Origin of the sequence: Ectopseudomonas khazarica (genome assembly GCF_017915135.1) — a bacterium.
Classification (GTDB): domain Bacteria; phylum Pseudomonadota; class Gammaproteobacteria; order Pseudomonadales; family Pseudomonadaceae; genus Aquipseudomonas; species Aquipseudomonas khazarica.
In genome coordinates this window covers 3181854-3196005 of record NZ_CP068551.1, presented here as the reverse complement: position 1 = coordinate 3196005, position 14152 = coordinate 3181854, and the positions used below count along the sequence as shown (strand labels likewise).

At 66.1% G+C, this 14152-nt stretch carries 7 protein-coding genes; 5 read left to right on the top strand and 2 right to left on the bottom strand.

Annotated elements, in window-relative coordinates:
• Positions 1–415: 415 nt before the first annotated feature.
• Together JLK41_RS15225 and JLK41_RS15220 are read right to left on the bottom strand one after the other, a co-directional pair.
• A complete protein-coding gene (locus tag JLK41_RS15225; protein WP_210389286.1) occupies positions 416–703 on the bottom strand; it encodes a hypothetical protein in 288 nt (95 codons plus the stop codon).
• Between the two features lie 231 nt (positions 704–934).
• Positions 935–1387 carry a GNAT family N-acetyltransferase gene (locus JLK41_RS15220; protein WP_210391241.1) on the bottom strand — a complete coding sequence of 151 codons (453 nt, stop codon included), beginning with the start codon at positions 1385–1387 and terminating at the stop codon, positions 935–937.
• Positions 1388–1755: 368 nt separating this feature from the next.
• Here JLK41_RS15220 and JLK41_RS15215 point away from each other — a divergent pair, with 368 nt between their 5' ends.
• The 5 genes from JLK41_RS15215 to recD all read left to right on the top strand — a co-directional run bounded on the left by JLK41_RS15215 (position 1756) and on the right by recD (position 14117).
• A complete protein-coding gene (locus tag JLK41_RS15215; protein ID WP_244976430.1) occupies positions 1756–3711 on the top strand; it encodes a methyl-accepting chemotaxis protein in 1956 nt (651 codons plus the stop codon).
• A 236-nt stretch (positions 3712–3947) separates the two neighbouring features.
• Positions 3948–4982: a sensor domain-containing diguanylate cyclase gene (locus JLK41_RS15210; protein ID WP_210389284.1), complete on the top strand. Its 1035-nt coding sequence runs from the start codon at positions 3948–3950 to the stop codon at positions 4980–4982.
• A gap of 92 nt (positions 4983–5074) precedes the next feature.
• Positions 5075–8491, top strand: a complete 3417-nt coding sequence (gene recC / locus JLK41_RS15205; protein WP_210389283.1) for an exodeoxyribonuclease V subunit gamma — start codon at positions 5075–5077, stop codon at positions 8489–8491.
• Positions 8488–12120, top strand: coding sequence for an exodeoxyribonuclease V subunit beta (recB, locus tag JLK41_RS15200; protein ID WP_210389282.1), 3633 nt, complete (start codon positions 8488–8490; stop codon positions 12118–12120). Before recC ends, recB begins: the two co-directional genes overlap by 4 nt.
• Positions 12117–14117, top strand: coding sequence for an exodeoxyribonuclease V subunit alpha (gene recD, locus JLK41_RS15195; protein WP_210389281.1), 2001 nt, complete (start codon positions 12117–12119; stop codon positions 14115–14117). The genes recB and recD overlap by 4 nt, the downstream gene beginning before the upstream one ends.
• Positions 14118–14152 lie beyond the last annotated feature (35 nt).

Genomic DNA, 14152 nt, shown 5'->3' with positions numbered 1-14152 from the left:
TTCCGCGCTGTAGATTCGCAAAAAGGCTGCGCCCATAGGCTAGGGACTTTTGCGGGAAATCGTTGAAATCCGTTGGGTAACGTAGAGCATTATCTGCAGCGAGCGCTCAAAATTATCCCATTAAAATCAATGTTTTATGAGATCGACCTCCGGCATGGGGTGCAAAGGGTAGAGTGTTCGAATCATTCCGTCCCGACCAAGCGACTCCAATGGGAGCAGCCAGTTGAGCAATCACTGGCTGTTTTCGTTTTTGAGCTACGAGCATTCCTGGCGATTGAGGTGATATCCAGATCGACGCCGCTTCAGGTCAGGCTTGCGTACTAGGAAAATGAGTCAGCGAGCGTCTGGCTGGCAGCAGACACTGAAGGACGCAGGATCAAAAACCTCGCCAGCAAGCGAGGCTATGACGGGGCCCTCAATCAACCGCTTCCTTGCGTGCCGGCGATAGCGAAAAGTCCAGGGCTTCGGCGAGCAATTCCTGGTCGCGCTCGCCGGTGAGTTGACCGACCAGCTCCCACTGCTGGTCCAGTTCCTCGTTGATGGCTTGCATGCGTTCGATCATGCGTTTGGCAGACTTCTGCACAGTGGCGTCCTGGCTCTGCAGCTGATCGAAGGCCATGGCCGTCAGGTAGGCCGTCATGTGGGTCATGCTGCGAGCCATCAGGCCCAGTAGCTGCAGTAGCTGCTCTTCCTTGGCAGACATTGCGTGCTCCTATCGAGTCCAGGCTCCAGCTTAGCTGAATGGCCCGAAGTTCAGTGACGCATGTGTGTAAGCCTATTTCCATAGTTGAGGTACTACGTTGGCCCCAGTCTATTCGGACTTGTCTGGCGGGGCCGAGGTGTCCGAATAGCCCAGCGCTGATCGGGTCGAATCGACTCGCCGTGGATAGGGGCGTGCAGCTCTGCTTGCCGGCGATAGCGGCTCAGACCCGGCCTAGATGGAGGTCAGCCTCTTTTCCATGGGCTGGAAAATCAGTCCGGCGAACTCGCCAACTTCGCCGGTCAGGATGAATCCATAACGCTCGTAAGCTTTCACCGAAGACAGTGCTGCTCTTACCGTCAGCACGTCGCCTCTGGCATGTTCCATTGCCGCGTCGATCAGGCGCTGGCCGATGCCTTTGCGCTGGCAATGCGGCGCCACAAACAGCATCGCCACATGGCGTCCTTCCTTGAGTTCGATCAGCCCCGTCAGCGCGCCATCCTCCAGGCAGCCGAGCATGAGGTTGTCACCGGCCATGCGCTCGGCGAATGCCGATGCGTCTGCCAGCTTGCTGAAGGTCTCCACGCCCTGGGGCGGCAGCGAGGGCGCGACCGCCGGCATGAATGCGTCCATGCACAGGGTGCTGGCGCTGGGGAGGTCGTCGCGGGTCAGTTCACGGATCTGCATCCTGTTCATCCTTGTCCGGGCGGGTCTGGTTTCAAACACGGGGGCGCTGCTGGCGGGAAGCGGGGCTTGCTGTTCCCGGCGCCTTGCGATTGCGCTCAAGTCGACGTCTTGCCCGCCGACTAAACGGTGTAACGCCGTGCCTGTTCATCTATAACTCAGGGTAGGCATCTGGCGCGGGTATCCTGGCCAGGGCGCTTGTACGCAGATGGCACAGGCGATGGAGTATCGCAGCAACTGATCCTGCTGGTGGAACTAGGAGCGTTCGTAAGCAGTTCTGGTAGCCCCTTGTAGTGTCCCTCCCAAGTAGGAGTAATCGCATGGCTTTGGTCCCCGTTAGACTGTCCCAGCGCTTGACCCTGGGTTGCATCGTGCTTCTGATTCTCACCGCGCTGGCGGTGTTCTCGGTGATGGCCTTGCGTGGGCAACCCCGTGTGGTGGCGGCCAGTGGTGAGCTGATCGAGCAAACCGGTAGCGCCATCGTGCGTCAGTTGGCGCTGCAGCTGGCGCGTATCGAGGGGGTGACGGCCAGCCTCGCGCATCTGGCCGAGGTGCTGCCGCGTGAGGAGGCGCTGTATCGCGATAGCCTGCCCAATCTGATCGACAATCAGGGGGACCGGGCGATCGCCGGTGGTGGCGTCTGGCCCGAGCCAAATGCCTTCAGTGACGGCGTCGAGCGCCGCAGTTTCTTCTGGGCGCGTGGGGCCGATGGTCGCCTGAGCTACTCGGACGATTACAACGCGGCGGACGGGCCTGGCTATCACAACGATGCCTGGTACACCGGCGCCCGTAGCAGCAAGCTCGGCCAGTGCCTCTGGTCGGAGGCCTATCAGGATGCGGTGACGGGGGTGCCGATGGTCACCTGTAGCGTGCCATACCAGCTGAGTGGCCGCTTTGCCGGCGTCGCCACGCTGGATCTGTTGCTGGATGATCTGGCGCGCTTTCTGACCGAGCAGGGCAAAGTCACCGATGGCTATGCCTTCGCGCTCGATCAGGCCGGCAACGTGCTGCATTTTCCGGGCATGACCGGCGGCAAGGGTGGCGCGATGGTCAAGTTCGCCGACCTGGCGCAGCAGCAAGGCTGGCTCAAACCGATTCAGGATGCGTTGAGCGGCAGCAGCGGCGGGGGCATCCGCAACATTGATCTCGAGCAGGATGAACAGCTCAACCAGGCCAGTCGCGTCAGTCTGTTCGTGATGCCGGATACCGGCTGGCTCATCGGCCTGGCGACGCCGCAGGAGCGGGTCACGGGCCTGGCCCATGCGCTGACCTGGGAAATTCTGCTGTTTCTGCTGCCCTTGCTGGCGGTGCTGCTGGCACTGGCCTGGCTGGCAGGGCGCAAGTTGATCGGCCAGCTGGAGGAAACCACTGCGCAGATCGATTCGCTGGGGCGCGGCTCTGCCAGCCGTGATGTCGAGTTGAGCGTGGAGCGCGAAGACGAAATCGGCGCACTGCGCCATGCCGTCAACCGCTACGCCGGGCAGTTGCGTACCATGCTCCAGCGCATTGCCGAGGAAGCCGATCACCTGCAGGCCGAGGCCGCGCAGCTGGGCGGTCTGAGCAGCACCCTGGCGGGGCGTGCCGAACAGCAGCGGCAGGAGAACACGCAATTGGCTGCCGCGATCACCGAGATGTCGTCGAGTGCGCAGGAGGTGGCGCAGAACACCAATGACTGCGCCGACACCGCGCAGAGTTCGCTGGTCATCGTGCAGCAGGGGCAGCAGAAGGTTGCGTCCAACAGTGCGGCGATCAAGGCGCTGTCCACGGAAATGGCGGGTGCAGCCTCGGTGATCAGCCAGCTGGAGAAAGACAGCCAGCAGGTAGGGGCGGTGCTGGATGTGATCAAGGCCATCTCCGAGCAGACCAATCTGCTGGCCCTGAACGCGGCCATCGAGGCTGCGCGTGCCGGCGAGCAAGGCCGTGGATTCGCGGTGGTGGCCGATGAGGTGCGCACCCTGGCGGGCAAGACCCAGTCCTCGGCCAATGAAATCGGCACCATGATCAGTGCGCTGCAGCAGGCGTCACGCCAGGCGGTGCAGGCGATGCAGGCGGGGGAGGCGCGCACGGAGCATGCGGTGGTCGAGGCCGAAGGTGCTGCCTCGGCGCTCTCCAGTTCGGTACAGAGCTTCGACGATATCTCCCAGCGCGCCCAGCAGATCGCCGTGGCGGCGCAGCAGCAGAGCCACGTCACTCAGGAGATCAACGAACTGGCGGTGCGCATCCACAGCATCAGCGAGGAGAACGCTCGCGATGCCCAGGCGCTGGATGAGGTCAGTAGCGCCATGCAGGCGCTGTCGTCCCGCTTGACCGGGTTGAGCCGGGGCTAGTCAGTAGCGTTTCGGGGCTCGGCGCCGGTCCGCAGCCCTGAAGCTCCGCCGAGTTTCTGAAAAAAGCACGACTTGGGCAAAGACCCTCTATTCTTAGAGTGATGCCACCTTAAGGGAATGGCTCAGCAGCGATGGGCTGTCAGCAGTGATCGTCGGCATCTAGGGAAACGCGCTTCATTCGGGCTGCTCTTTCCTGATCGACAACGGTTCTGTGGCCTCGCTATTGGTACGTCCAGATGGACCAGATCCTATCCCTCCTGTCGGAAACCGTTCCCCAGGCCCGCTCCCTGGAGCAGTTGGCTCGCCCTCTGCTGGCGCTGCTCGGCCAGCTCACGGGCATGGAGTCGACCTACCTGACGACCATCAACGTTGAAGAGGGCTTTCAGCGGGTCGAGATTGTTCGCAACACCGGGCAGATGGTCATCCCCGAAGGGCTCGTGGTGCCCTGGGCTGACACCCTGTGCAAGCGGGCTCTGGAGGAGAATCGCCTGTACTCGGACAACGTTTCAGAGTGCTGGGGTGATTCCGACGCCGCCCAGGCGCTGGGGATAAAGACCTACCTGAGTGCGCCCATCCGTTCCCAGGCCGGCCATGTGCTGGGTACGGTCTGCGCGGCAAGTTCGCAGCAGGTCGCCTGTTCGCCCAAGGTCGAACCGGTGCTGTGCTTGCTGTCGACGCTGCTGGGCTACTTTCTGGAGCGCGAGCTGCTGGTCGAGCAACTCCAGGCCGCCAACGCCGAACTGGCCACGCTTGCCCTGACCGACCCTCTCACCGGCCTCGCCAATCGGCGCGCCATCCTGCGCGACCTGGAGCATCTGTATGCCCTGGCGCAGCGGGACAACAGGTACGTGCTGATCGGGGTCATCGACCTGGACGGGTTCAAGCTCATCAATGACGTCTATGGCCACCAGGCCGGCGACCATTTTCTCCAGGGCGTGGCCAGCCAGCTCAAGCGCAGCCTGCGCAACAGTGACAGCGTTGGCCGCGTTGGCGGTGACGAGTTCATCGTCATCGCCCAGGGCGCATCGCCGGACAGCGCGGCCCTGGACCAGGAGCTGAGTACCGCCGCCAGCCTGATGCAGGAGCGCCTGAGTCGCGCGACGATCGGGCGCTACCCGTTGGGCGAAGGCGTGGAAGCCCTCGACTATCAGGGCGCGAGCGTCGGGGTCGCCGCCGTGATGCCCGCCGAAACCAGCGCCGAGGAGGCCATCATTCTGGCGGATGGCGAGATGTATCGCGTCAAGCAGCAACGCAAGCGTCAGCGCTCATAGGCGCGGCGCACCGAGCGACTCCTGCAGCCATCGCGCACCTTGTCCGAAAATGCTGGCAAACTTGCGCTTCGATTCTCGACAGGAGTTAGTCGATGTCCGTCAGCCCGGAGCTGTCGCCAGGCCTCATCGTCATTCACGGTAACCACCTCGAAGAGCTGCGTGCGCTCTCGGTGGCGTGGATGCGCCGCTATCCGCTGCGGCCGCTGGAGAATGAGGTGCTGCTGGTGCAGAGCAACGGCATCGCGCAGTGGCTCAAGCTGGCGCTGGCTGAACGCGATGGCTGCGGGATCGCGGCGGCGCTGGATGTCGACCTGCCTGCGCGCTTTCTCTGGCAGGCCTATCGCAGCGTGCTGGGGCGTGATGCGATTCCCCAGCAGTCGCCGCTGGACAAGGCGCCGCTGACCTGGCGCCTGATGCGTCTGTTGCCGCAGCTGCTGAGCGACGACGCGTTCGCTCCGCTGCGGCGCTTTCTGGCCGATGACCAGGATCTGCGCAAGCGCTACCAGTTGGCCGAGCGCCTGGCGGATCTGTTCGACCAGTATCAGGTCTACCGCGCCGACTGGTTGGAAGACTGGGCCAACGGCCAGGATCGTCTGCGCACGTCGCGGGGCGGCGAGCGCCCCCTGGATGACGCATCGCTCTGGCAACCGGCATTGTGGCGTGCGCTGCTGGCGGATGTCGGGCAGGAACACCTGGCCGAAAGTCGCGCCGGGGTGCACCCGCGCTTCGTCGCCCGCCTGGGGGAACTGGACAGCCGGCCAGCGGGCCTGCCCCGGCGCATCACGGTATTCGGTATTTCCTCGTTGCCCGCGCAGATGCTGGAGGCGCTGGCGGCCATGGCGCGCTTCAGCCAGGTGATGCTCTTCGTGCACAACCCCTGTCAGCATCACTGGGGCGATATCGTCGAGGACAAGGACCTGCTGCGCCACGAGTACCGTCGCCAGCGGCGCAAGGGCAATCCCGCCGGGCAGATCGGCCTGTTCGACGAGGCGGAGATGCACCAGCATGCCCAGCCGCTGCTGGCCGCCTGGGGCAAGCAGGGGCGTGACTACATCAATCTGCTGGATCAGTACGACGAGCCGCAGCGCTACCGCGAGCAGTTCGAGCGCATCGACCTGTTCAGCCCCGCTGCGCAAGACGGCCTGCTGGGTCAGGTGCAGAACGACATCCTCGATCTGCGCCCGCTCGAGGAAAGCCGGCGCACCTGGCCGGCGCTGCGGCCCGGAGAGGATCAGTCGTTGCGTTTCCACGTCGCGCACAGTGCCCAGCGCGAGGTCGAGGTGCTGCACGATCAGCTGCTGGACCGCTTCAGCAGCGACCCGAGCCTGCGTCCGCGCGATGTGATCGTCATGGTGCCCGACGTCAACACCTACGCCCCGCACATTCAGGCGGTGTTCGGCCAGTTCGCCAGCGACGACCCGCGTTTCATTCCCTTCACCCTGGCCGACCAGGGGCTGCGCGGCAAGGAGCCCATGGCGATCGCGCTGGAGCACCTGTTGCGTTTGCCGGAGAGCCGCTTCAGCGTCAGCGAGGTGCTGGACCTGCTGGATGTGGCGGCGCTGCGTGCGCGCTTCGCCATCAGCGAGGAAGCGCTGCCGACCCTGCGCCGCTGGCTGGAGGGCGCTGGCATCCGATGGGGGCTGGACGCCGCGCAGCGCGAGACGCTTGGCGTGGGCCACGGCCTGGAGCAGAACACCTGGCGTTTCGGCCTGCGTCGCATGCTGCTGGGTTACGCGGTCGGGCGTGGCCAGGCCTACGCCGACATCGAGCCGTTCGATGAGATCGGCGGGCTGGATGCCGCGCTGATCGGCCCCCTCAACCGCCTGCTCGATGCGCTCGACGCGTTGCTGGAGAACCTGCGCGAGCCGGCCAGTCCAAGCGCCTGGGGCGAGCGTTTGCGCAGTCTGCTCGAGGCATTCTTCCTCCCCCAGGACGAGCGCGACGAGGTGCTGCGCAATCAGTTGCTGGAGGCGCTGGACACCTGGCTCGAGCTCTGCGAAGGCGCCGCGCTGGAAGAGCCACTGCCGTTGGCGGTGGTGCGCGAAGCCTGGCTCGCCGGGCTGGACCAGGGGCGGCTGAGCCAGCGCTTCCTTGCCGGCGCGGTGAACTTCTGCACGCTGATGCCGATGCGCGCGATTCCGTTTCGGCATGTCTGCCTGCTGGGCATGAACGACGGCGACTACCCGCGCAGCCAGACGCCGCTGGACTTCGATCTGATGGCCGGCGACTACCGCCCTGGCGACCGCTCCCGGCGTGAGGACGATCGCTATCTGTTGCTGGAGGCGCTCCTCGCCGCGCGTGACCACCTCTATATAAGCTGGGTGGGGCGCAGCGTGCGTGACAACAGCGAGCGGCCGCCCTCGGTGCTGATCGGCCAGTTGCGTGATCACCTGGCCAGCGCCTGGCGCCTGGAGGACGGTGGCGATCTGCTGCACGCGCTGACCACCGAGCATCCCTTGCAGCCCTTCAGTCGTCGCTACTTCGCCGGCGATGCGTCGCTCTATAGCTATGCCCATGAATGGGCGGCGCTGCATGGCCAGCTGCCGGAGGCGCAAGGCGCTGATGCGCTGCCGGCCTGGGAGGAGGGCGGCACGCTCACGCCCGAGCTGTTGCAGAGCTTCCTGAGCGACCCGGTCAAATGCTTCTTCACGCGCCGGCTCAAGGTGCACCTGGATGAACAGGCCCAGCGTCAGCTGGACACCGAACCCTTCGCCCTGGACGGCCTGCAGCGCTACCAGTTGCAGGAGCGCCTGCTCAAGGCGGCGCTGCTGGCCGAGGAGGAGGCACCCGAGGCGGCACTGATGGTCGCGGCCGAGCGCTTGCGCCGCAGCGGGGTGTTGCCGCTGGCAGGCTTTGGCGAGCAATACCGGCAGGCGCTCCTGGCGCCACTGCCTGCGCAGGTTCTGCGATATCGCGCGCTGGCTGAACGCTGGCCGCATGCCCTCGAGTCGCCCTTGCCGCTGCATTTCGTTCAGGCCGATGTGCTGCTGGACGGCTGGTTGAACGGCCTGCGCCGCAATGCTGACGGCGCCCTGGCCAGCCTGCAGGCAGTGCCGGGGGCGCTGGCCAAGGAGGGCGCGTGGAAGTGGCACCGCCTGCTGCGGCCTTATGTGATGCATGTGATCGCTGCGGCCTGCGAGCTGCCGCTGACCACCTTGCTCGTCGGGGAAGACCGTTCGCTGGCCTTCGACCCTGTACCTGTCGAGCAGGCTCGCGAGATCCTCACGGCCTGGCTGCAGGGCTGGGGCGAGGGCATGCGCGCGCCGCTGCCGGTCGCGCTGAAAACCTCGCTGGCCTGGCTGCATGACGGCAACGAGGACAAGGCGCGTGCGGTGTACGAGGGGGGATTCAACATGACCGGTGAGGTGGCGGGCAGTGCCAGTCTGACGCGGCAGTTCCCCGATTTCACCTGCCTGACGGCCGATGGCGCGTTTGCCGAGTGGAGCGAGCGCCTGTACCGGCCTTTGCTCGACAGTGCCCCGCGCGCGCTCGAGGAGGTGCAGCCATGAGCGCCGTTCAACGTCCGCTGGCCCTGCGCTTTCCGCTGCACGGCAGTCGCTTGATCGAGGCCAGTGCCGGCACGGGCAAGACCTACACCATTTCCGCCCTGTACCTGCGGCTGATCCTCTGCCATGGCGGTGACGCGGCGTTCGCCGAACCCTTGCTGCCGCCGCAGATCCTGGTGGTGACCTTCACCGACGCCGCCACCCGTGAGCTGCGTGACCGCATCCGTGCGCGCCTGGTGGAGGCGGCGAGTGTGTTCCGCGGCGACGGCCAGGGCGATGCCTTGCTGGCGACGCTGCGCGATGACTTCGACGTCGCCCAGTGGCCCGATTGCGCCCGGCGCCTGGAGCTGGCCGCGCAGTGGATGGACGAGGCGGCCGTCTCCACCATTCATGGCTGGTGCCAGCGCATGCTGCGTGAGCATGCCTTCGACAGCGGCAGCCTGTTCAGCCAGACCTTGGAGACCGATCACAGCGAGCTGCTGGCCGAGGTCGTGCGCGACTACTGGCGGCAGCATTGTTACCCCCTGCAGGGCGCGGCACTGAACTGGGTCGCACAGCAGTGGGGCACGCCGGACGGGCTTGGCGTGCGCCTGCGCCCGTTGCTTGGGGAGGCGGCCGAGGTTTCCCCGCAAACGCTCGGCGTCTTGCTCGACCAGGCATTGAGCGCCCGCGAAGTCGAGCTGGCGGCGCTGAAGGCGCCCTGGCCGGAATGGATCGAAGAGCTGCAGCTGTTGCTCGACCAGGCCGTCGCCGACAAGCAGGTGGACGCGCGCAAGATCCAGGCGCGCTACTACAACCCGTGGCTGCACAAGCTGCGGGAGTGGGCGAGCGGCGAGGAGGCCGTGGTCGATCTGGGAACCGGCTTCAAGCGCCTGACGCCCGATGGCCTGGCGGAAGCCTGGAAGGGCGAGGCGCCGCAGCATCCGGCACTGCTGGCCATGGCCGAGCTGGAGGCGCGCCTGGGCGCACTGAGCGATCCGGGCGAGGCGGCGTTGCGTCATGCCGCCGCCTGGGTGCACGCGCGTTTCGACTGGGAGAAACGCCAGCGCGCCGAGATGGGCTTCGACGACATGCTCACCCGCCTCGATGTCGCGTTGCAGGGCGAGAACGGGCCGCGCCTGGCCGAGGTCATCCGCCGCCAGTTCCCGGTCGCGATGATCGACGAGTTCCAGGACACCGATCCGCTGCAGTACCGCATCTTCGACACCCTCTACCAGGTCGAGGCCAACCGCGAGGACTGCGGGCTGTTCATGATCGGCGACCCCAAGCAGGCCATCTATTCCTTCCGCGGCGCCGACATCCACACCTACCTGCGCGCACGCCGCGCGACTCATGGGCGCCACTACAACCTGGAAACCAACTTCCGCTCCAGCCAGGCCATGGTCGATGCGGTGAATGCGCTGTTCCTGGCAGCGGAGCGACGTGAAACCGGCGCCGGCGCCTTCCTGCTACGTGATGATCTGCCGTTCATCGAGGTCGGTGCGCAGGGCCGCAAGGAATGCTGGACGGTCCAGGGCCAGGAGCAGCCGGCGCTGACACTGTGGCACCTGAGCACGGATGAGCCGCTGTCGAAGAAGGCCTACGTGGAAGCGCTGGCGGGTGCCGCCGCCAGCGAGATCGTCGCGCTGCTCGATCAGGGGCAGAAGCAGCGGGCCGGCTTCCTGCGCGGCGGTGAATTGAGCGCGCTGCAGCCCAGCGACATTGCCGTGCTGGTGCGTGATTTCAGCGAGGCGCAGGCGATTCGCAGTGAGCTGGGCGCGCGCGGGGTGCGCAGCGTCTACCTGTCGGACAAGGATTCGGTATTCGCCGCCCAGGAGGCGCGTGACCTGCTGCTGTGGTTGCGCGCCTGCGCCGAGCCGGATCAGGACCGCCCGCTGCGTGCGGCCCTGGCCAGCGCCACGCTGGGCTTGCCACTGAGCGAGCTGGAGTGCCTCAACCTCGATGAGCGCAGCTGGGAGCGTCGCGTCATGCAGTTTCGCGGCTATCGCCAGTGCTGGCAGCGCCAGGGCGTGTTGCCGATGCTGCGCCTGCTGCTGCAGGACTTCAGCCTGCCGCAACGCCTGATGGGGCAGGACGATGGCGAGCGGGTGCTGACCAACCTGCTGCACCTGGCCGAGCTGTTGCAACAGGCCTCCAGCGAACTGGACGGCGAGCAGGCGCTGATCCGCCACCTCGGCGAGCTGCTGACCGGCGAGGGGCAGGGCGCTGACGAACAGGTATTGCGCCTGGAAAGCGACGAGGCGCTGGTGCGGGTGGTGACCATCCACAAGTCGAAGGGCCTGGAGTATCCCCTGGTATTCCTGCCATTCATCTGCGGCTTCCGCCCGCTGGATGAGAAGAAGCCGCTGCTGGTACAGGACGGTGAACGCCGCCGCGTGCTGCTCAAGGCGGACGAGGAGGCCTTCGAGCGTGCCGAGCGAGAGCGTCTGGGCGAGGACCTGCGCCTGCTCTACGTGGCGCTGACCCGCGCGCGGCATGCCTGCTGGCTGGGTGTGGCGGATCTGAAGATCGGCAACGCCAGGAAGTCGCGGCTACACCAGTCCGCACTCGGCTATCTGTTGGGCGGTGGTGAGGCGCTGGCGCAAAGCGCCGATCTCGAGGGCTGGTTGCGCGCCTTCGGCAGCGCTGCCGGCACTCGTCTGCAGGCGCCGCCCGAGGTGAGCGACACGCGCTATCAGCCACAATCAGCCGCTGCCTTCGAGGCGCAATGGCGAACGCCGGTGCGACGTGCGGCCGAGCACTGGTGGATCGCCTCGTACAGTGCACTGCGCCTGGACGAGGGCGAGCAGCGCAGCGCCCAGCGTCACGAAGATGCGGCGCCGGACAGCGCGGCCATCCAGAACGCCACGGATGATGAAGGCGCGGTGCTGGACCTGTCCGGCATGCCGGTGTCTGCGCAGGGCTTGCACCGTTTCCCGCGCGGGCCCAGCCCAGGCACCTTCCTCCACGGATTGCTCGAGCTGGCCGCCAGCGAAGGGTTCGCGCACTGCCTCGAGCAGCCCGAGGTCATGCGTGACCTGCTGGCCCGACGCTGCCAGCGACGGGGCATGCAGGGCTGGATCGAGCCGTTGCAGCACTGGCTGGCGCAACTGCTGGCGCAGCCCTTGCGCCTGGCCGAAGGCAGCGTGGCCAGCCTGGCGCAGCTGGATGACTACCAGTCGGAGCTGGAGTTCTGGTTCGAGGCGCGCCAGGTCGATGTGCGACGCCTCGATGCGCTGGTGCAGCGCTTCGAGCTGCCCGGCCTGGCCCGCCAGCCGCTGCGGGCCGACACGCTCAATGGCATGTTCAAGGGATTCATCGACCTGACGTTCGAGTATCAGGGGCGTTATTACGTGCTCGATTACAAATCCAACTGGCTGGGCGCTGACGACAGCGCATACACCACCGAGGCGATGGCCGAGGCGGTGGCCAGTCACCGTTACGACCTGCAGTACGTGCTTTATGTGCTCGCCCTGCACCGGCAGCTGCGTTTGCGGCTGGCCGACTACGACTATGACCAGCATCTGGGCGGCGCCCTCTATCTATTCCTGCGCTCGCCGCACAACGGGCAGTACCTGGCCCGTCCGCCACGGGCACTGATCGAGCAGCTCGACGCGCTCTTTGTCGGCGATGCCGGGGAGGTGCCGGCATGAGTGCGGTATTGCAGACGCGGGAGGCGCTCTTCGAGATGCTGGCCCGCTGGAGCGAGCAGGGCTGGCTGCGCGAACTGGACCGTTCACTGGCGCAGTTCTTCGGCGGGCTGGATGAAACGGCTTCGCCGCTCATGTTGCTGGCCACCGCGCTGGCCAGCCATCAGCTGGGCCAGGGGCACGTGTGTCTGGACCTGGCGGTCACCCTGAACGATCCGGACTTCGCACTTTCGCTGCCGCGGGAGGGCGAGGAGGCCGAACAGGGGCTGGCGTTGCCATCGCAGGTGCTGCAGTCGGTAAGCCTGGAGCAGTGGCTGGATGCTTGCCGGGCCAGCGCGCTGCTGGCGCCGGAGCTGGCGGCGCCACTGGTGTTGCGGGGGACCTGCCTGTACCTGCGGCGCTACTGGGACTACGAGCAAAGTGTCGCCGCGCATATCCGCAAGCGCCTGCAGGCCACGGCGCAAGAGCCGGAGCGGCTGGCCGAGCGCCTGGCCCGGTTGTTCCCGGAACCCTTGCAGGTGGCCGGTGAGCGCCAGGCGGACTGGCAGAAGCTGGCCTGCGCCCTGGCTGCATGCGGACGCTTCACCCTGATCACTGGCGGTCCGGGGACTGGCAAGACGACCACTGTCGTGCGCCTGCTGGCCCTGCTGCAAGAGGCTGCGGTGGCCGAGGGTGCTGCGCTGCGCCTGAGCCTGGCGGCGCCGACCGGCAAGGCTGCGGCACGGCTGACCGAGTCCATCGGTGGCCAGGTCGCGTCGCTGCCGCTGGATGACGCCATCAAGCAGCAGATCCCGACCACGGTGACGACCCTGCATCGCCTGCTGGGAAGCCTGCCGGACAGTCGTCATTTCCGCCACGACGCGAGCAACCCCTTGCCGCTGGACGTGCTGGTGGTGGACGAAGCCTCGATGATCGACCTGGAAATGATGGCCAACCTGCTCGATGCGCTGCCGCTGCATGCGCGACTGATTCTTCTGGGAGACAAGGACCAGCTGGCCTCGGTGGAGGCGGGGGCCGTGCTGGGCGATCTCTGCCGAGATGCCGAGCAGGGCGGCTACAGCGCGCAGACCCGGGCCTGGTTGCAGGCGCGCACGGGAGAGCAGCTGAATGATGCGTCGCTGGTCGAGGGGCAGCAGGCGCTGGCGCAGCATATCGTCATGCTGCGTCATTCCAGGCGCTTCGGTAGCGACTCCGGCATCGGCCAGCTGGCACTGGCGGTCAACGCCGGTGACGCGAGCCGTGCCAGGGGCGTGCTGGAGGCGGGGCATGACGATCTGCAGCGGCTGAAACTGGCTGGCGAGCAGGATGCCGCACTGGAACGCTTCATGCTCGATGGCGTCGCTGGCCTGGCACAGGGCTACAGGCACTATCTAGATGTGTTGCATAGGCAGCGCCCGGCCACTGACGCCCCCTCGCCGCAGTGGGACAGCTGGGCCAGGGCGGTACTGGGTGCATTCGACCGTTTCCAGCTGCTCTGCGCGGTGCGCAAGGGAAGCTGGGGCGTCGAGGAAATGAATCTGCGCATCGCCCGGGCCCTGCAGCGAGCTGGTCTGCTGGTTGCCGACCACGGCTGGTACGAGGGGCGGCCGGTGCTGGTGACGCGCAACGACTACAGCCTGGGCCTGATGAATGGCGACATCGGCATTGCACTGAACCTGCCGGATGATGAGCTGGGGCGCCAGGTACTGCGCGTGGTCTTCCCGCGCAACGATGGCAGTGGCGAGTTGCGCCATATATTGCCCAGTCGATTGAGCAGCGTGGAGACCGTGTTCGCCATGACCGTGCACAAGTCGCAGGGCTCGGAGTTCGAGCATTGCGTGCTGCTCATGCCGGATGCGCTTAACCCGGTATTGACCAAGGAGCTGGTGTACACCGGCATCACCCGTGCCCGACGCTGGTTCAGCCTGATCGAAAGCCGTGCCGGTATTTTCGAGCAGGCGGTGCTACGCCGTGTCGAGCGGCGCAGCGGCCTGCGCGAAGCGCTGGAGGCGGCCGAGTAATAAAAGTGCAATTTAAGCTTGACGCGCGTTCTGTG

Bases quoted from the DNA above. Each gene is read 5' to 3' on its own strand.
- JLK41_RS15225 (WP_210389286.1), bottom strand. From the start codon at position 703: ATGTCTGCCAAGGAAGAGCAGCTACTGCAGCTACTGGGCCTGATGGCT.
- JLK41_RS15210 (WP_210389284.1), top strand. From the start codon at position 3,948: ATGGACCAGATCCTATCCCTCCTGTCGGAAACCGTTCCCCAGGCCCGC.
- recB (WP_210389282.1), top strand. From the start codon at position 8,488: ATGAGCGCCGTTCAACGTCCGCTGGCCCTGCGCTTTCCGCTGCACGGC.
- JLK41_RS15220 (WP_210391241.1), bottom strand. From the start codon at position 1,387: ATGCAGATCCGTGAACTGACCCGCGACGACCTCCCCAGCGCCAGCACC.
- recC (WP_210389283.1), top strand. From the start codon at position 5,075: ATGTCCGTCAGCCCGGAGCTGTCGCCAGGCCTCATCGTCATTCACGGT.
- recD (WP_210389281.1), top strand. From the start codon at position 12,117: ATGAGTGCGGTATTGCAGACGCGGGAGGCGCTCTTCGAGATGCTGGCC.